At 64.2% G+C, this 17227-nt stretch carries 22 protein-coding genes and 1 pseudogene; 11 read left to right on the forward strand and 12 right to left on the reverse strand.

What is annotated here, in order from left to right; all coding sequences use genetic code 11:
* Window positions 1–20 precede the first annotated feature (20 nt).
* Window positions 21–380 (forward strand): hypothetical protein, encoded by a 360-nt coding sequence (locus tag SPHS8_RS19350; protein ID WP_201516800.1) that lies wholly within the window; start codon window positions 21–23, stop codon window positions 378–380.
* Window positions 377–1336 (forward strand): replication initiator protein A, encoded by a 960-nt coding sequence (locus SPHS8_RS19355; protein ID WP_017503520.1) that lies wholly within the window; start codon window positions 377–379, stop codon window positions 1334–1336. Before SPHS8_RS19350 ends, SPHS8_RS19355 begins: the two co-directional genes overlap by 4 nt.
* A gap of 816 nt (window positions 1337–2152) precedes the next feature.
* Here SPHS8_RS19355 and SPHS8_RS19360 read toward each other — a convergent pair.
* From SPHS8_RS19360 to SPHS8_RS19390, 7 genes are all read right to left on the reverse strand, one after another.
* On the reverse strand, window positions 2153–3370 hold the full coding sequence (locus SPHS8_RS19360) for an MFS transporter (RefSeq protein WP_185707983.1): 1218 nt from the start codon (window positions 3368–3370) through the stop codon (window positions 2153–2155).
* 321 nt (window positions 3371–3691) lie between these two features.
* On the reverse strand, window positions 3692–5254 hold the full coding sequence (locus SPHS8_RS19365; protein WP_066564280.1) for a type IV secretory system conjugative DNA transfer family protein: 1563 nt from the start codon (window positions 5252–5254) through the stop codon (window positions 3692–3694).
* On the reverse strand, window positions 5251–5994 hold the full coding sequence (locus SPHS8_RS19370) for a hypothetical protein (RefSeq protein ID WP_066564284.1): 744 nt from the start codon (window positions 5992–5994) through the stop codon (window positions 5251–5253). Before SPHS8_RS19370 ends, SPHS8_RS19365 begins: the two co-directional genes overlap by 4 nt.
* Window positions 5991–6302 (reverse strand): hypothetical protein, encoded by a 312-nt coding sequence (locus SPHS8_RS19375; protein ID WP_017503343.1) that lies wholly within the window; start codon window positions 6300–6302, stop codon window positions 5991–5993. Before SPHS8_RS19375 ends, SPHS8_RS19370 begins: the two co-directional genes overlap by 4 nt.
* A complete protein-coding gene (locus SPHS8_RS19380) occupies window positions 6299–6475 on the reverse strand; it encodes a hypothetical protein (RefSeq protein ID WP_017503342.1) in 177 nt (58 codons plus the stop codon). The genes SPHS8_RS19375 and SPHS8_RS19380 overlap by 4 nt, the downstream gene beginning before the upstream one ends.
* Window positions 6472–6699 (reverse strand): conjugal transfer protein TraD, encoded by a 228-nt coding sequence (locus tag SPHS8_RS19385; RefSeq protein ID WP_026109654.1) that lies wholly within the window; start codon window positions 6697–6699, stop codon window positions 6472–6474. The genes SPHS8_RS19380 and SPHS8_RS19385 overlap by 4 nt, the downstream gene beginning before the upstream one ends.
* 37 nt (window positions 6700–6736) lie before the next feature.
* Window positions 6737–7042, reverse strand: coding sequence for a conjugal transfer protein TraD (locus tag SPHS8_RS19390; protein WP_066564286.1), 306 nt, complete (start codon window positions 7040–7042; stop codon window positions 6737–6739).
* Window positions 7043–7215: 173 nt separating this feature from the next.
* On the opposite strand from SPHS8_RS19390, the gene traA reads away from it, so the two are divergent.
* On the forward strand, window positions 7216–10356 hold the full coding sequence (traA, locus tag SPHS8_RS19395; RefSeq protein WP_201516801.1) for a Ti-type conjugative transfer relaxase TraA: 3141 nt from the start codon (window positions 7216–7218) through the stop codon (window positions 10354–10356).
* Between the two features lie 160 nt (window positions 10357–10516).
* A complete protein-coding gene (locus SPHS8_RS19400; RefSeq protein WP_017503338.1) occupies window positions 10517–11251 on the forward strand; it encodes a DUF6118 family protein in 735 nt (244 codons plus the stop codon).
* A 46-nt stretch (window positions 11252–11297) separates the two neighbouring features.
* On the opposite strand, the gene SPHS8_RS19405 is transcribed toward SPHS8_RS19400, so the two are convergent.
* On the reverse strand, window positions 11298–11546 hold the full coding sequence (locus SPHS8_RS19405; protein ID WP_066564288.1) for a helix-turn-helix domain-containing protein: 249 nt from the start codon (window positions 11544–11546) through the stop codon (window positions 11298–11300).
* A gap of 259 nt (window positions 11547–11805) precedes the next feature.
* Here SPHS8_RS19405 and SPHS8_RS19410 point away from each other — a divergent pair, with 259 nt between their 5' ends.
* The 3 genes from SPHS8_RS19410 (at window position 11806) to SPHS8_RS19420 (ending at window position 13634) form a co-directional block, all read left to right on the forward strand.
* Window positions 11806–12723: a GGDEF domain-containing protein gene (locus SPHS8_RS19410; RefSeq protein WP_017503336.1), complete on the forward strand. Its 918-nt coding sequence runs from the start codon at window positions 11806–11808 to the stop codon at window positions 12721–12723.
* Window positions 12724–12948: 225 nt separating this feature from the next.
* Window positions 12949–13254 (forward strand): hypothetical protein, encoded by a 306-nt coding sequence (locus SPHS8_RS19415; RefSeq protein WP_017503334.1) that lies wholly within the window; start codon window positions 12949–12951, stop codon window positions 13252–13254.
* Window positions 13251–13634, forward strand: coding sequence for a response regulator (locus SPHS8_RS19420; protein ID WP_038293089.1), 384 nt, complete (start codon window positions 13251–13253; stop codon window positions 13632–13634). Before SPHS8_RS19415 ends, SPHS8_RS19420 begins: the two co-directional genes overlap by 4 nt.
* 267 nt (window positions 13635–13901) lie before the next feature.
* Here the strand turns inward: SPHS8_RS19420 and SPHS8_RS19425 are convergent, their stop codons facing one another.
* A complete protein-coding gene (locus SPHS8_RS19425; protein WP_017503332.1) occupies window positions 13902–14315 on the reverse strand; it encodes a DUF2442 domain-containing protein in 414 nt (137 codons plus the stop codon).
* Window positions 14302–14550, reverse strand: a complete 249-nt coding sequence (locus SPHS8_RS19430; protein WP_017503331.1) for a DUF4160 domain-containing protein — start codon at window positions 14548–14550, stop codon at window positions 14302–14304. The genes SPHS8_RS19425 and SPHS8_RS19430 overlap by 14 nt, the downstream gene beginning before the upstream one ends.
* Before the next feature lie 197 nt (window positions 14551–14747).
* On the opposite strand from SPHS8_RS19430, the gene SPHS8_RS19435 reads away from it, so the two are divergent.
* Window positions 14748–14987 (forward strand): hypothetical protein, encoded by a 240-nt coding sequence (locus tag SPHS8_RS19435; protein WP_017503330.1) that lies wholly within the window; start codon window positions 14748–14750, stop codon window positions 14985–14987.
* 38 nt (window positions 14988–15025) lie between these two features.
* Here SPHS8_RS19435 and SPHS8_RS19440 read toward each other — a convergent pair whose 3' ends face one another.
* Entirely contained in the window at window positions 15026–15364 is a 339-nt protein-coding gene (locus SPHS8_RS19440; RefSeq protein ID WP_062121909.1) for a hypothetical protein, read from the reverse strand.
* A gap of 184 nt (window positions 15365–15548) precedes the next feature.
* Here SPHS8_RS19440 and SPHS8_RS19445 point away from each other — a divergent pair, with 184 nt between their 5' ends.
* Genes SPHS8_RS19445 through SPHS8_RS19455 form a run of 3 tightly spaced genes read left to right on the forward strand, consistent with a single transcriptional unit; the run spans window position 15549 to window position 16984 of the window.
* A complete protein-coding gene (locus SPHS8_RS19445) occupies window positions 15549–15707 on the forward strand; it encodes a hypothetical protein (protein WP_201516802.1) in 159 nt (52 codons plus the stop codon).
* A gap of 12 nt (window positions 15708–15719) precedes the next feature.
* Entirely contained in the window at window positions 15720–16025 is a 306-nt protein-coding gene (locus SPHS8_RS19450) for a hypothetical protein (RefSeq protein WP_007681980.1), read from the forward strand.
* Window positions 16022–16984 carry a tyrosine-type recombinase/integrase gene (locus SPHS8_RS19455; protein WP_007681981.1) on the forward strand — a complete coding sequence of 321 codons (963 nt, stop codon included), beginning with the start codon at window positions 16022–16024 and terminating at the stop codon, window positions 16982–16984. The genes SPHS8_RS19450 and SPHS8_RS19455 overlap by 4 nt, the downstream gene beginning before the upstream one ends.
* On the opposite strand, the pseudogene SPHS8_RS20535 reads toward SPHS8_RS19455, so the two are convergent.
* Window positions 16981–17227 (reverse strand): annotated as a pseudogene (locus SPHS8_RS20535) (hypothetical protein); the annotation flags it as partial. The gene SPHS8_RS19455 and the pseudogene SPHS8_RS20535 overlap by 4 nt on opposite strands.

Consider the following 17227-nt stretch of genomic DNA (forward strand, 5'->3'; position numbering starts at 1 on the left):
CCGTCCAATCTCCGCCAAGCATGCTCAAGCTTCACGATTTTTGCAACAGAGCCCCGCCGCCTGTGCCCCAGGCCGCGACTGAAGCGATAGCGCCGTCGACGCCGGCAGCAGCGCCATCTTCCAAACCGACGAGGGCAGAGGCGGTCCCAAAGCAACGGGGCAGGGGAGGGCAGGGGGCGCGCAGCGATCCCGGCGAAAGCCCGGCGCGGCGCAGCAGCCACCCCGGCAAGAAGCCCGTGCTGATCCATATCCCCGAGGACATGCACCGCACCTTGCGGCAATTGAGCGTCGAGGAAGGGGGCGAGCCGCTGACCGTCATCACCGAGCGGCTCTTGCGGCAATATCTCGTGACGCGCGGGCATACCCGGTTCGCCCCGTGAGCAAGCGCCGCGATCCCAATCCCACGTTCGACTTGTTCATTCCGCTGATGAACGACCTCCCGCTGAAGGATCAGCGGGAGGTGATGGAGCGCCCGTTTTTCTCGCTCCAGAAACGTAAGCGCCTCAAGCCGATCGAATATCGCAGCCCGGACGGCGAGGCGTGGGTGAAGGTCGAGGCGATGCCCGCCTACGGCATGGCGACGATATGGGACGCCGACATATTGATTTGGGCCGCGTCGGTCCTCAACCGGATGAAGGAGCAGGGCGTCAACGATCTGCCCCGGACGCTGACCACGACGACCTACGACCTGTTGCGGGCGATCCGGCGCGGGACGGGCGGGCGCGACTATACCGAGCTGCAGGCGGCTTTGTCGCGCCTGGAGACGACTTCCATTCGCACGTCGCTGCGCGCGCCCAAGCGCCGCACCGAAGCGCAATTCGGGTGGCTGGACGGGTGGAGCCTGGAGGTCGATCCCGCGACAGAGCAACCGCGCGGGATGACCATCACCCTGTCGAACTGGGTCTATGAGGGGATTGTCAGCGAGCGGTCGCTTCTCACCATGCACGTCGATTATTTCCTGCTGACAGGCGGGCTTGAGCGGGCAGTGTATCGTATCGCGCGCAAGCACGCCGGCAGTCAGCGGGGCGGATGGACGTGCCGCGTCGAACTGCTGCGAGAGAAGGCCGGGAGTGACGCCCAGCCCAAGGAGTTCAACCGCATGTTGCGGAAGATCATCGAGGCCGACCAACTCCCCGAATACACCATGACCATGACCAAGACGGTCGAGGGCGCGCCGGCAGTACTGTTCGAGCTGCGCGGCGCGGCCGAGGCAGCCGAGCTGCACGCTAGACTAGAGGCCGAACGCGAGCGCCATGAGCGTTACGAGGCCGATCGTCGCCGCGCCGGGGAAGTGGACGATCTTATGGACCGCCTCGCGCGGGGCGGGGCACGCTAACTATCGTGGTTTCACACACCGCTGCCCCAGAAACAGGGGCAGCCTGCCCCGGATTTCGGGACAGCGAGTCGTAAAGGGTCGGCAAAACTGTGAATCCGGCCCCTCGCGAGGGCAATTATCGGGGTTTCACCCACCATTTGACGACTCGAATGTGTCGCTGAGTCGCTTGCCAAAAGGGTCGGGGTTTCACCCACCATACCATCGGGGTTTCACCCACCCCACTATCGGGGTTTCACCCACCGAATCACGGGGTTTCACCCACCGGCGAAATGGATAAGCCATTGAATTGAATATCATAAAACCTTGGTTTTTCCGCCTTAACTTACTTAACGATTCCTATTTTAACAGAATCCTTTAACGCCACGACAGCGCCTGCGGCCTGTGGATAACTCCAGATCCATCGGTGTGTGCCTGCGACAAAGACAGTAGCACCGCCTCTTGGGGGCTTCGCCCCCGCCGGCTCGCGGCCTTTGGCCGCCCCGGATCGCTAAAGCGATCCTCCCACCCGGCATCCCCCATGAGATGGAGCCGGCTTCGCCGGCACACTTTTGTTTGTTTGGAGATGATAGCAATCGTCGCGCTCCTATCGCCAGCACACCGCCTAAACCAACCGTTGCAAATGGCTTTCCAGAAAAGCCAAGCGGATAGGTGGCGCTGCGATCGGGAGGGCAGGGAAGGCGGAAACGTCACCACAGGCGCGATTTCCGGGCCGCCTAGTTCCATTTCAGGCGTCGGATAAGGCTTCGGGCGTCGGAACCGCTTGCGGCGCTCTACGAGCCTCCCAGGGCGTGCCGATTTTTCCGGCGCGAGATCCGTTTAAACGCCTCCCCGCCTGATCGGATGGGCCAGCGACCATCCGCCGTTGAATATTCGCCACCCGATGATCCCGGCACCGACACCGAGCAGGCCACCCACCAGATAGGCAGACGGCGCGTCGTGCGGCACGAAGAAGCCACCGACGACATAGCCGCCGATCGCAGCGGTGCGCGTCACCGCGCCGTAGATCGCGGCGACCTTGCCATGATCGGCGGGCGGGCATTCGGATTGCAGCAGGGTCCGTACGGCGACATTGTGAACGCTGTTGGCGCCGCCGCCGGCGATGAAGGCGATGCCAACGATCACAAGGCTTACAGGCGCGAGACCGATCAGCAGCATGGTCGCGCCCATGATCGCGGCGGTTCCGAACGCAGCCAGGCCGATCCTGCAGCCGATGATCCGTTCGGCCAGGGCCGCGCCGACCAGCATTCCGGCGGCCCACAAAGCGGTCAGCACGCCGAACGTGGCAGGGCCGCTTTTCAGGGTCATGATGATAAGGAACACAAAGGCGACATCGGCGATGGCGGTCGCAAACACTTCAAGACTGAGCGCGCCGGTCACCACCATCACGCGCCGATTGCCGAGCAGCGGCCGATAATCGGCGAGCAACGTGGTTTCTTCCGTCTCATGCTCCTGCGGCGCGCGGCGCAGACCGCTCATCGCGACTACGAGCAGCAGCAGGGTGAAGCTGGCGGCGTCAATCAGGAGGGCGTTTGTCGATCCCATCCAGCCCACCAGCACGCCGCCGGCGACAGGACCGGCGAGCATTCCGAGGCTGCGGACGACTTCGAGAAAGCTGTTGGCCCGCGCGAGCGTCATGCCGAGCGCGCTTGCCAGAACCGGGATCAGCGCGAAGGTGGCCGCGCTGGTGATCGTGAACAGCACACTGAGCAGCGCGGCCCCGGCGAGCGTGAATGCTGGATAGTAGGCGATGAGCGCGATCGCCGCCGCTTGTAGCGCCGACACGACGACTAGAACGCGGCCTGCGCCTCTGCGGTCGATAAGGCGGCCCGCCCAGGGTGCGGCGATCAGGCCCGGAAGCAACTCGGCAATCAGCAGCGCCGGCACGCCATAGGCGCGCGCGCTTTCGGCGGTGCGGAACATCAACGTCAGCAGCGTGATTTCATCGCCGATGGTCGAGATCGTCAGCGCCGCGAGGACCAGCCACCCCCAGCCCTGACGAAATTCGATGGCTATCGATCCCTGTGTATTCTCCATCGGGTTTCCTGCACCGGATCGAATCTCATCGCATACGGGCCTTCGATCAGCTATGATAATGAGGCTTCGTATGTGGTCATCACATGCACCGGGTCCGCCGGGCTGTTAACCGGTGGACCCACTTACTCCAAATTGATCTTGGTAGCGGGAAGGAAAGGCAACAAGCGCCCGCCGCGCTTCCACGACGCAGCGGGCGCTTGGGTCGCCCTAAGTGCATAAGGCGTTCCAAGACCCTGGCGACCGGAGGTCATTTTACTGATCTCGCGCGCCTGTCGCCAGAATATATCCAGAATATATTCGGATATATTCTACGCCGTCATTTTACGCCTGATCGAAGCTGCCCGCGAACTCGCGCTGGTCGTAATATCGGATTTTCTGGACCCGGAGAGGGTCCTTGCCCTGGATCAATAGCAACTGCTCGTCCGGCCCCATCCGCATGATTTCGTCAGGGTTCATGAGGTTGCGCGCGCTGACCTGGGTGCTGATCGAGCGGGTATGCTTGGCCCGCTCAAAAATGCTGCCATGCGTCTCGGAATACCCCGCCGTGCGAAATTCGAGGGTTTCCTGTCCCATCGACTTGGACAGCAGCTCGGCGGTCGCGTGGTCGTTCACCCCGAACGCCTGCAACACCCCGGCATTCGACAGGAAGGTGCCCGCGCGCTCGCCATAGAGGGCGCGCAACTGGTGCATATCCTGCAGGATGGGCCAGAGCTGCAGCCCGTATCCGGCCATCAGCCCCATGGCGCGCTCGACGGGTTCGAGCCTGCCCAGGGCGGCGAACTCATCGAGCAGGAAAAGGACGGGCCGCGCCGGTTTGACTGCCGAGCGGGCCATGTCGGTCAGTGCCTGAGCGATCAGCAGGCGCAGCCAGCGCGAATAGGCATCGAGACGATCGGGGGGCAGACAGAGAAACACCGTGGAAACCCCCTCTTTCAACCCTGCAAAGGTGAAGTCAGAGGCCGATGTGCTGGCGACGATGCGGGGGCTGTCGAGAAAATGGGTATGGCGCTGGGCCGAGGACAACACCCCTGCGGCTTCGCGATCGGACTTGCCGAGGTGGCGGTTGGCGGCGCGGGCTATGAGGCCGCCGGCGCCGTGGCTGTCCTGCATGCGGGCGAGCAGATCGGCAAAATCCTTGGGTGCGAGCGTGAGATAGTCGCGCACCGTCGCCAGGGTGCGGCGCTCGCGATCCTCGTGGACCACGCCATAGAGGATCAGGCCCGCGATCAGCGCCTTGGCTTCCTCGTTCCAATGCGCCTCGCCGCCTTGCCCTGCGGAATCGTGGACCAGAGCATCGGCCAGCGTCATGGCGTCTTCAGCCAGATCGAGGCTTTCCGGGTCTAGCCGGTCGAGCGGATTATAGCGGGCGGCGGGTTGCCCGGAGACGCCGAAGGGATCGAGGCACCAGACCTTGCCCTTGGTGGCGCGGGTGCGGGCGGTGACGCGGGCGTTCTCGCCCTTAGGGTCGATGCAGATCACCGAGCGGTCGATGGTCAGCAGATTGGGAATGATGGTGCCTACGCCCTTGCCGCTGCGCGTAGGGGCCATGGTCAGGAGATGGGCGGGGCCGTCATAGCGCAGCAGCTTGCCGGTTCTGAAGGATCGACCAATCAGGAGATCGCCCTTGTTGCTCGCAAGGGCGCGCACGTCATCGATTCCACCGAAGGCGGCCGAGCCGAGCAGCGCGTTGCGGCGACCCTTGAAACCATATTTCCAGACCAGCACGAGGAAGACAACGAGCGCCACCCAGGCGATGGTGCTGGCGATCGAGGTCGGCATCACCTTTTCGAGCAGCCAGGCCGTGCCGAACAGGACGGCAAAGGCTCCGCCGGCAGCAAGGATACAGCCTGCGTTGCCCTCTTCTCCGACAACCGGCCCACTCATTTTTGCGGGTCCAGAGGGCGGGTGAACCAGATGAGGCGCAGCCAAGGGACGGGCTGGCCGGGGCGGCCTTCCCCGATCAGAGTCATATGACTGGCCACGCCATGTAGATCAGGCAGGGAGGCCATGCCCCCGAACCGGAAAGGGAGGTTCGCTAGGACGGTGTGTGCAGTGTCGTTGAAACCGATGATCTGGGTGCGCTGGTCGTTGCCTTCCGCGACCCACAGGCCAACCCAGTCATAATTCTTGCGGCTAACCTTTTGCGCGGTGACGAAACGAAATCCGGCGATCGTAGGGGTGCGATCGGGGCGGGGCGGGACATAGCCCTCGACATAGCCGCTCTTGCCGATACGCCCATTGGAGACGGCGACGATTCCGCTTTTGCCATATTGGCGATCCCAGGTGATCCAGCATCCCGACGAGCGGGAATGCACCGGGCCGGGGGATTGATCGAAGTCGGCAAAGCGCGGATCGTCCGATTGGAGCATCAGCCCCCAACCGTAGCGCAATTGTCCAATGCGCCCCTCTCCGGGGGCAGGCCATCCGGTGTCCGTGCGGTAATGGCCGCCCAGTGCCTCGACGGGCAGGGGCGTGGAGGTAATGGCGACAGCGTTGGAGGGTGCATCCGTCACCGGACAGGCGGGGGGCGTGTCGGCGGCGCTGGCGGGACCAGCGACCAGACAAGCGGCGGCACCAGCCAACAGGATCGCGCCGGAGCGGCGCAAGGATAGGGTCAGGCTCATTGTTCCTCCCGTCCACGTTCGAGGTTCTTCAGGCGAGCGAGCGGCGTGATCGGCAGCGCCGGGTCGGCGTCAGGATGATCGAGCAGCTTGAGGACGATGGCCGTGGCGAGGGGAGGGGGCACGGCTTCGGCGCGCAGCATTTCGAACAGGGCCTGTTCGCCGATGGTGAGGTCCATGCCTTCGATCGTGAGATTGGCGCGGGCCTCGGCATCGGCTTCGCGCCACATTGCGACTTCGGCGGGGGTGCCGCGCACATAATCGAGCGTGCGGACCTGGTTGCGGATCGTTTCGATATCGAGGCTGTTCATTGATGGTCCTTCCCGGTGCTATGGCGGTGCAGATAATCGAGGGCTTCGCGGGCGGACTGTTCGCTCGGAAAGAGAAGATCGAGCCAGCTCTGGCTTTTTTCTGACCAGAGGCCCCATGCGCTTTCGAGTTTCTTGTCGGGGCGTTTCATGACGCGGTAATCGTCCAGCCTCATTGCGAGTCCTCCTGCTCCTCCGCTTCCGCGTCGAATGCGCGACGCCCACGCCGCTTCCAGAGCACCAGCAGATCGCCGGCTTTATCCTCCCGCACACGTCCAGCCAGTTCGAGCATCGCGCCATAGAGGGTGGCGCGATCGTCGTCGGCCAGTTCGACGAGGCCGGCTTTCTGGACGAGGCCGCCCAACTCTATGAGATGGCGCGTGCGCTCGCGTCGGGCCATGACCCATCCTCTCGTATCAGCGCGACGCGCGGCGTCTTCAAGCCTGTTCCTCGCTTGCGCCAGTTTGCTTGCCGCCTTCGCCGTCGCAGCCAGTGCGTCGCCAAGCCTTGCGCCCGCGCCCCTGAAAGAAGGCCGCGCCCCGCGAGCGCCACGCCTCCTTTTCTTCCGCGTTAGCCGATCCCACGGCGGCGAGCAGCACGCCCGCCAGCATGTCGGGATCGAGCGCATCTGCCCCGGTGGACGTGACCAGCTCGCCTAGTTGCTGCACCTTCTTCGCCTTGAGCGCGCGGGCCTTGTCGCCCAGCGCCTTCAACTCGGCGTCATAGTCGCGGACCTTGCGCATATTCTCTCCCTCGCGCCCATGATCGGGAGCCGCAGCGTAGCACGATCGCAGGCACAGGACAGCGGTTCCGAACAAAAATGCGGCCAAGTCAATCACGCGAACGGCAGAGAGTGTAAGTGCGCGCTTATACGTCGTTGCCGACGTGCGCTCAGAAAGGCAGTATAGGGGCTGTTATGGCGATCTACCATTTCTCGGCCAAGGTCATCAGCCGCGCCAACGGATCGAGCGCCGTTGCCAGCGCGGCCTATCGTGCGGCGGAACGGCTGCACGATGACCGGCTAGGGCGCGACCATGATTTCTCAAACAAGGCCGGCGTCGTCCATTCGGAAATCTTGGCTCCCGAGGGTGCGCCGGAGCGTTTAAACGATCGCGCGACCTTGTGGAACGAGGTTGAGGCCGGCGAGAAGCGCAAGGACGCGCAGTTGGCGCGCGAGGTGGAGTTCTCGATTCCGCGCGAGCTGAACCAGCAACAGGGCATCCAGCTCGCCCGCGATTTTGTCGAAAAGCAGTTCGTCGAACGCGGCATGGTCGCGGACATGAATGTACATTGGGACATGGGCAAGGACGGGCAACCCAAGCCGCACGCGCATGTCATGCTGTCGATGCGCGAGGTTGGCCCGGAGGGCTTCGGCCAGAAGGTGCGCGAGTGGAACAGCACGGCGCTGTTGCAGGAATGGCGCGTGGCCTGGGCCGATCATGTCAACGAGCGGTTGGCCGAGCTGGATATAGACGCCCGCATAGATCACCGGACGTTGGAGGCGCAGGGCATCGACCTTGAACCCCAACACAAGATCGGGCCGGCGGCGTCGCGGATGCCCGAACAGGGGCTTGAGGCCGAGCGGGTCGAGGACCATGCCCGGATCGCGCGCGAGAATGGCGAGAAGATCATCGCCAATCCGCAAATCGCGCTCGATGCGATCACCCGGCAACAGGCGACGTTCACGCGGCGCGACCTGGCGCAGTTCGCGTTCCGGCATAGCGACGGCAAGGACCAGTTCGACCAGGTGATGAGCGCGGTGCGGACCTCGCCCGAGCTGGTGGCGCTGGGGAAGGACGGGCGCGGCGAGGATCGGTTCACGTCGCGCGACATGATCGACACCGAGCAGCGGTTGAGCCAGGCCGGCGATCGGCTTGCGGATCGGGCGGGGCATGGTCTCTCGGCGGCGTCTCAAATGGGGGGGCGAGACACCGCCGAGAGTGGAAGCCTTGCGCTGGGAAGCCAGCAAAAGGACGCCCTGGCGCATATCACCGGCAAGAACGACCTGGCAATCGTCGTCGGCTATGCCGGCACCGGCAAATCGACCATGTTGGGCGTGGCGCGCGACGAATGGGAGCGCGCCGGCTATCAGGTGCGCGGCGCGGCGCTGTCGGGGATCGCGGCCGAGGGTTTGGAAGGTGGCTCCGGCATCCAGTCGCGCACGATCGCCAGCATGGAATATCAATGGGGCCAGGGCCGCGAGCTGCTAGGCCCGCGCGACGTGCTGGTGATCGACGAGGCCGGCATGATCGGCACGCGCCAGATGGAGCGCGTGCTTAGCGAGGCCGAGCGGGCAGGGGCCAAGGTCGTTCTAGTCGGCGACGCCGAGCAGTTGCAGGCGATCGAGGCCGGCGCGGCGTTCCGCGCGCTCGCCGAGCGTCACGGCGCGGCCGAGATCAACGAGGTTCGCCGGCAGCATGAGGACTGGCAGCGCGACGCCACGCGGGCGCTGGCGACGGGCCGCACCGGCGAGGCGATCCATGCCTATGAGCAGCACGGCATGGTCCACGCGGCCGAGACGCGCGAGGCTGCGCGGGCCGAGCTGATCGACACATGGGACGCGCAGCGGCTTGCCGATCCCGAAAAGACGCGGATCATCCTCACCCACACCAATGCCGAGGTTCGTGATTTGAACCAGGCCGCGCGCGATCGGCTGCGCGAAGCCGGCGAGCTGGGGCAGGACGTGCGGATTTCGGCCGAGCGGGGCGCGCGCGAGTTCGCGACCGGCGACCGCATCATGTTCCTGAAAAACGAGCGCGGGCTAGGCGTGAAGAACGGCACGCTGGGGAAGGTCGAGCGCGTGTCGCCCGACAGCATGGCGGTGCGGCTCGATGATGGCCGACAGGTGGCGTTCGACCTCAAGGACTATGCCCATGTCGATCATGGCTATGCCGCGACCATCCACAAATCGCAGGGCGTGACGGTCGATCAGGGGCATGTGCTGGCGACGCCGGGGATGGACCGCCATGCGGCCTATGTGGCGCTGTCGCGGCACCGTGAGGGCGTGCAGCTCCACTATGGCCGCGACGACTTCGCCGACGATCGGCGGCTTGTCCGCACGCTGTCGCGCGAGCGGGCGAAGGATATGGCGTCGGATTATCCCATGTATCGGGACCGCGACGCCGAGGCGCAATCGTTCGCCGATCGGCGCGGTCTGTCGGGCGAGATCCGATTGCCGGATGCGCCCGAGCGCAAGGGTGTGGAGCTTCTTGGCCCGCGTGCTGGCACCATGCGCCAGATGGGCGGAGATCCACGCCCACGCGAGATCGGCGAGGGCCGCGGCGCAGGGGATGCGAAGGCCGCGGCCGAGCGACAGCCGCGGCGCGGCATGTTCGACGGCTTGAAGCTGTCGGCCGAGCCGGCGAAGGCGGCCGAGCCAGCGCAGGGCGCGAAGGAAAAAGCGGCTCCCAAGCGGGGCATGTTCGATGGGCTGAAACTGTCGTCGCGCACGCCGACGCCGGCGAAGGAAGCCCCGGCGCGTGCCGAGCAGGGCCTTACCCATGATTTCCGGCGCGCGGTCGAGCGGGCCTCGCGTTCGGCCGAGGCGGTGTTGCAGGCCCGCGCATCGGGCGGGCCGGTATTGGAGCATCAGAAGGTCGCGCTCGAGCGCGCGACCGAGGCGCTGGACCAGATCAGGGCGGGGGCTTCGCGCGATATGGCATCGGCGTTCCAGCGCGAACCCGGCTTGCTCCATGAGGCGGCGGCGGGGCGCAGCGGCCCGATGATGGATGCGATGGCGCAGGAGGCCAAGGTGCGGGCCGATCCGAACTTGCGCGCCGATCGGTTCGTGGAACGCTGGCAACAGCTCTCCCAGGACCGTGACCGGCTTTATCGCGCCGGCGACATGACGGGCCGCGAGAAGGCGGGCAAGGAAATGGCGGGCATGGCGAAAAGCCTTGAGCGCGATCCCCAGGTGGAATCGATCCTGCGTAATCGCACCCGCGAGCTGGGGCTTGAGATCGGCATGAGCCGGGGCCGTGATATGGGCGGCGGCGAGCTGGGCCGCCAGTTGACGCAGGAGCTTGGCATAGACCGTGACCGGGGAATGAGCCGCTAGAGCGGCAGTAGTTAAAAATGGCCTGCCGGTCCAATAGACCGGCAGGCCTGGCTTATGGACTCGCATTCGCAGTCGAGCCCTTCGGGTCGCATTTTTCCTTAGCATTTGATTTCGCGCGACGTTGTGAAAAATTGTCAAATATCGCCGGGAGGAAGCGCGAATGCAGAAAGAGGATGATGGTTTCAACAATTCGGAGGCAGACGGCGATCCGGCGGCTGCGTTTGCGCGGGTCGAGGATCGGTTGGCATCGGTGCATGGCGAGGTGGCGTTGCTGCGCGCCGCGATCGAGGGCCTGACCGCCGCGCGCGAGAATATCGAGATTCCCGACTATGAGCCGACGCTGGAACGCACCGAAAAGATATTGATCGCGCTCACCCAGCGGATCGACCCCATCGCCAAAAGCCCGCTCCTGTCGATGACGCCCGATGCCATGGCGGGCCAGATCGCGACGGCGGCGAGCGGTGCGCGCCGCGAGGACGCGCGTCTTGTCGCCGAAGCGCGCGCGGGGCTGGACCAGGCCGCGCGCGAGATTGGCAACCGGCTTGCATCGGCGCGGCGCGGCGACGAGCAAAACCGCTGGCTGTATGTCGCCGGTGTTTGTGGTGTGGCGCTGGGGCTGTTCCTCTACGCCCTGCTCGCCGGCCCGATCGCGCGGTGGACGCCCGATAGCTGGCGCTGGCCCGAGCGCATGGCGGTCCGCGTGCTCGATGAGTCTGGCCCGTGGGCGGCGGGGCAGCGGTTGATGCAGGCGGCCGATCCGGAGAGCTGGGCGCTGATTGTCGCGGCCTCGCCGCTGACGGATGCCAATCGCGAGACGGTGCAGAAATGCCGCGAGCAGGCGGAAAAGGCAGAAAAGCCGGTGCGCTGCACGATTGAGGTGAAGGCCGGCAAATGATGAGGGTCTTGGCTATATTATGGCCGGACTTCACATGCTTGCTGGATCATTTTTCACCGCGATCATGAGGTGATTGAGGTTGCACGATGCTTTCATTCAGAAGGTCGCATGGTCGCACGTCAAGCGCCTGGGCGATCTCCCACAGCATGAGGAGGGTGACGTTCTGCACGCCGCGTTCAACCGCGCTGATGTAAGCACGATCCACGCCCATGCGGCCAGCCACCGCTTCCTGGCTTAACCGAGCTACGAGACGATGATGGCGGAGGTTCGCACCAAGAAGATTGCGGATGTCCATCCGCAGCTTAGACAGGATTCGCGTATTAACGCGCTACGCACTATAATACGCGGATCGTGCGGCGGAGCGGACGACATTCATGGACATGATGACGTGTCATGAAGCGCGGTCCGGGGCCGTGAGAGGGAACCGGTTCAGCCATAATGGCACATCATGCGGCTGATCCACATGGAAGGGATACCATCTATGTCGATAAGCCACAGAAATCACACATCTTCATTATTCGTCGCTTGCATAAGCTAAAGCGCGGTCGCAGCGCATGAACAGCCACCTCCCTGTCGGCCGACTGGCCGAGCATCTTGAATCCCTGTCGAGAGAACGCGCCTGGTTCGCGATCGTCGCTGCGACGACAGGGGTTGCTGCCGCGAATTTCTCCTTCCCGGCGATCGGTTTTGCCCCGCTTTACATGCCGGTCATTTGTGGAGCCTGCTGGGCGCTGGGTGCGCGCGAGGGCTATTTCGTGGCGACCGTCACGGCGTTCCTGACAGCCGTTCCGGCGCTGCACGCCCCGCCCGAGCTTCCGCCCGCGCTGCTGGCGCTGCGCGTCGCGGTCCCCGTCGCCGCCTTCCTGTTCATCGCCGCCGCTGTCACCAGTTTCCGGCGATCCTATGACCGCGAATTGTTCAACGCGCACCGCGACCGCATGACCGGCACGCTCAATAAGGAGGTTTTTCACCGCCGCTGCGCGCAGGCGATCGAGGATGCGAGGCATACACGCCGAACGCTCCTGCTCGTGCTTCTCGACCTCGATGATTTCAAGGCGGCGAACGACCGTGCCGGCCACCTTGCCGGCGACGAAATCCTGCGTGCTTTCGCCAAGGGGGTATCCGCGATCATGCGCCGCGAAGATTTGATCGGCCGTATTGGCGGCGATGAATTTGCATTGCTGGTGCGCGTGCCGTCGATCGCGGAGGGCCAGGGCATTGCCCGCGATATTCACGCCCGCCTGTCGGCCGTGCTGGCGCAATCGCGCTATCCGGTGACATGTAGCATGGGCGCGTTGCTGATTCCGCCCGAAGTGCCGCGCACCATAAGCGAGCTGATCCACGCGGCCGACCAGGCCATGTATCGCGCCAAGCGCGGCGGCAAGAATGCGGTCGAAATCGATGATGGCACCGAGCCTCAGGGGGCCGCAATCCTCCCCATTGCCATGCAGCGCCGGGAGGGGGTTGCATGATCGATCTCGCCCTCATCGGCCGGGATGAAGAAACCAAATGGATTCCGGGTCAAAGCCGGATGTGGCTTGACGACACTTGCCCTCACGAAGCGTCAGGCCGGTCCGGTCTCCGCCAGCTATACGACAAGATGGCGCTGGCGGGGCGGGTGAGGGGCAACGAGGCCGGTAGGCCGCCCCTCGCCCTTATGGTTGTCCCACTTCCTGACAGTGCATGGGGTGCCTGAAATGGAGCAGAGCGCGACACATGGCAGCGATCCCGATCCCCTTCGCATAACGGCCGACCCCGCCCTTGTGCGGGCAATCGGCGGCGCGTTGACGGTGTTCGCTACGTTGATGGCGCGAAAGGGGATCGAGTCCCTTGAGGAAACCGCCAACCTTCTTGGCATTTATGCGGTATTGACTGACGAAATCGCGCCTGACGAGGCGCTCATACTCGGCTGCTGGGCCGGAATGCTGCGTGACGCGGCGGAAGGGATAAGTGTCGAGTCGACCAACAAGGGAGGGGATCAGCAGGGAGATCAAGCGCAATGACATCACCGGGCACGAGGGTCAGCCATGAGGCGGCCGTTCTGATAGTCGAGGACGGACCGCTTGTGCGAGCCTTTGCGGCCGATATTCTCATGGACGCGGGCTATCGCGTGTTCGAGGCGTGCGAAGCGGCCGACGCGCTCACCATTCTTGAAGGCCGTGACGACATTGGAACGGTATTCACCGATATCGAGATGTCGGGAATGACCGGCCTGGCGCTCGCGGGCGTGATCACCGAGGGTTGGCCGGAGATCGCCATTCTCGTAACCTCCGGACGGATTCAGCCCGATCCCGGCACGCTGCCTGCTGGCGCTGCTTTCATCGCCAAACCCTACAAAGCCGACGCGTTGATAGGTCAGCTTGCCGAGCTGGTGGCGCGCTGAAGCTCGCAACGGCAATCAAGTTTTGAAGCGGATGTGCGCCGATGACGAGACTCAGGGCATGATTATCGGCATCGAGGACGGATGGTTTAGCCATGACCGTTCCGGCCATTTGCAATGGTCACAGCTTGGCCGACAGCGGGCCTTTGTCTTCTGATCCCGAATCGACGGCCCCGCCCTGACAGGCGGGGCCGATGTTGTTTGGAGGGTCTGACAAGGGCGAAAGCGGCGGCGCGTCCCAGGGTCCGCGCGGCCGCACGGGTGATTCCGTCAGCCGTTGGCCGACTTCTTCGGGCGGCCGCCCTTGCGGCCGTTCGCCCGCGCAGCCGCGACCTTGGCCGCAGTGCGCGATCGGCCGCCTTGCGCGCCTAGCTGCTGCGCCATCCATTGCTTCGAGCCGAAAACGCCTTGCAACAGTGCGGGTACGTAGAGATCGGTGTCGAGCTTGGGCCAATGCAGGCCCAACCCGGCAGCGCTAACCTCAATGTCGGTCAGCGCATCGGGGGGAGCGTCGGCCAAGCCTTCGGCGAGCCGCGCCGGAAATGTCAGCTCGACACCCGTATTCAGCGCCACCACTACGCGCGCGCGGCGGCGATCGTAGCGCGCCGAGACGGCATGGCCAGCGGCGCGCAGTTCAGTCATGCGCTTTTCGGCCTGATCGAACTCCTGTTCAGTAACTGCCATGAATAGCACTCCATTCCGCGCACAGGGCTGCCAGCGCCGCCTGTAGGGCATCCTTGATGCCGCCTAGCGCCGGCAGTTTGAAACCGTAGCTCTCCCGCAACTCCGGCGGACCATCGGTGCAATGCAGGATGAAAACCGCCTCGCCGTCCGCCCCTTTAACATGGACATGAGCGGGACGATGATCGTTCGGATAGATCACGACCCGCAGGCCATCTATGCGCAGGACAGTCGGCATTGCCGAACCTATATCAAAAACCCAAGCGCTAGGGAATAGTTCCGCCGCTTTGCTGCGCTCTGGCGCTAGGGCCTGTCGCCCGTTGGCAAAGACCAATGATCTCGGTGCGGTCTACGGCGTGCCGCTTAAAGGTTTCGGCTCTTTGCTCGCAGCCTCTGGCCTTTGCCAGCAGATGAGATATGCGATAGCGTGACGGGATGGACCGCCCGCCGCCTTCCAATGATGACGATGGAAGCCTTGAAGGCAATGCCACCGCGCGCCGCTTGGCAGCTGCAAAGTACCTCCTGCATCTCATGAGAGACCCCGAGGCCCGACAGCGCGCGATAGATCGCCTTGGTTTCGATCCAGTCGAGAAGGCTGCAGAGTTGATGCGCGAGAAGCTCGGGTTCGACCCGGATGACTATCAGGGGCAGGACGAGCTAGCGAACGACGCCTGAGGTCCAGGAGCATGGCCATGCTCATCACCTACTACTTTTCAACGCTGGCTGCATTTTAGGTCGATCGCGCCCATTGCTAGTTGTGAAGGCGATCCGCCTTCGGCCGCTACTTCCTCATCCAGACAGCGCTGCCTTTGCGTGCGCGTGTCCTTGGGCTGCTCTTCTACCACGTAAATGGTGCGACCATCCGGCGCGACCACGGTACGCACCGGCGGCTGCTTCGTGCGGGTATCTCCTCGCTGCGCTGGCACGACATACACGGTTCGGCCATCTGGCATGGTGACGACACGCGGCTGTTCTCTCGCAGACTGCGCGGCAACCGGCCCTGCTGCTGAGAGCAGCACGCCTATCTTCACTGAATTTGCCAGTATACCCATACGTTTTCCTCACCAATCGCCAGAATATGAGCTTGAGCGCCAGCGACCGCAACCGAGCGACCACGACAAGTTGATTGGCGTCGTCCCCATCCTTGGGGCTACTTTTCAGGGGCGGGCAATGACCCCGCTAACGGGAGCCGGATAACCGTGAGGACCGGCCCCACGACCTGAAAAGGAGAGATCCATGAAAATGGCGGTTCGCGCCATGCTTGTCGCATTGGCGACGCTTGCCCTGGCAAGCCCATCGTTCGCAGCGACCGTTGCACCAACGAGCTACCCGTTCATCCTCAAAGTCGATTCCTTTGGCTCTCTATATGTGATAATGTTCTTTATCACATACTAATGCGGGGCGGACATGAAGGCGGTTCACGACAAGATAGAAGGCCCATTCGCGATCGAGGAGGATCTAGCTCTGTACGGCATGGTGATCGGCAGTGCGACGCTGCGCAGCGGCATCAAGCTGATCCTGCATGGCACAATCGCCGGCGACCTGATCCTTGAGCCAGGAGCGCGCGCCATCATCCACGGCACAGTCGCCGGGCGTATTTGCAACGAGGGCGGGCGAGCCGAGATATTCGGCTTTGTTGATGGCGTCGAAGACCTTTCCCCGGACGCCGTAACGGTCATCGACACCGCCGCCCATGTTCGCGGTCGGCGATGAACCAGCTCGCCCCTCTCCCGTCACCCAGCTTAGCGCTGCCCGCGCTCATCGCGTCGGCCGATGAGCGGGCGCGGCTGCGCTTCCTCGAGTTCTTCGCCGTCACCATCCGCAATCCCCATACGCGCCGTGCCTATGCGCGCGCAGCGGGCGAGTTTTTGGCTTGGGTAGCGGCGCGCGGCATCACATCGCTCGCCGGCTTGCAGCCGCTTCATGTCGCGGCCTGGATCGAGGCGCTGGGACGCGAGGTGAGCGCGCCCACCGTCAAGCAGCAGCTCGCGGCCGTGCGCCACCTGTTCGACTGGCTGGTGACAGGCCAGGTCATGCCGACGAACCCGGCCGCGTCGGTGCGCGGGCCGGCGCACAGCGTCCGGCGCGGCAAGACGCCGGTGCTGGCCGCCGACGAAGCGCGGCGACTGCTGGATGTGATCGATGCGACGACGCCGGCAGGTTTGCGCGATCGGGCGCTGATCGGGTTGATGGTCTATTCGTTTGCCCGGATCGGCGCGGCGCTGGCGATGCGCGTGGAGGATGTGTTCGTGCAGAATCGGCGACTATGGGTGCGGCTGCACGAAAAGGGCGGCAAGCGCCACGAAATGCCCTGTCATCACAACCTTGAGCATTATTTGGCCGAATATCTCGATGGCTGCGACTTGCGCGAGGACCGCAAAGGGCCGCTGTTCCGTACGATCGCGCGCGGGACCAAGCGCTTAAGCGACACCCCCCTGCCCCAGGCCAATGCCTTCGCGATGGTGCGCCGTCGCGCCGTCGCGGCCGAGATCGAGACGGCGATCGGCAACCATTCGTTCCGCGCTACGGGGATCACCACCTATTTGAAGAACGGCGGCACGCTGGAGACAGCCGCGACGATGGCGAACCACAGTTCGACCCGCACTACCCAGCTCTACGATCGCCGGCCCGATGACGTGACACTCGACGAGGTAGAGCGGGTGTTGATCTAGGCGGCGACCGGCGGCGCACATTCCCAGCGGCCCCCCCCGCCATTGAAACCCGACCCGTTGCGCGTTGCCGATCGCGGGCGGCTCGCCTTTGCGCCAGAACCCAAGCATCTTGCCTCGATCGTCCAGATGGGCGTCGGCGACGATCGCGTGCGCGGCCTGGATGAACTGCCCATGCCCGAACACATAGACCAGCGGGCTCTGTTGCAAAAATCGTGAAGCTTGAGCATGCTTGGCGGAGATTGG

This window comes from Sphingobium sp. S6 (assembly GCF_905120495.1).
GTDB classification, from domain to species: Bacteria; Pseudomonadota; Alphaproteobacteria; order Sphingomonadales; family Sphingomonadaceae; genus Sphingobium; species Sphingobium agri.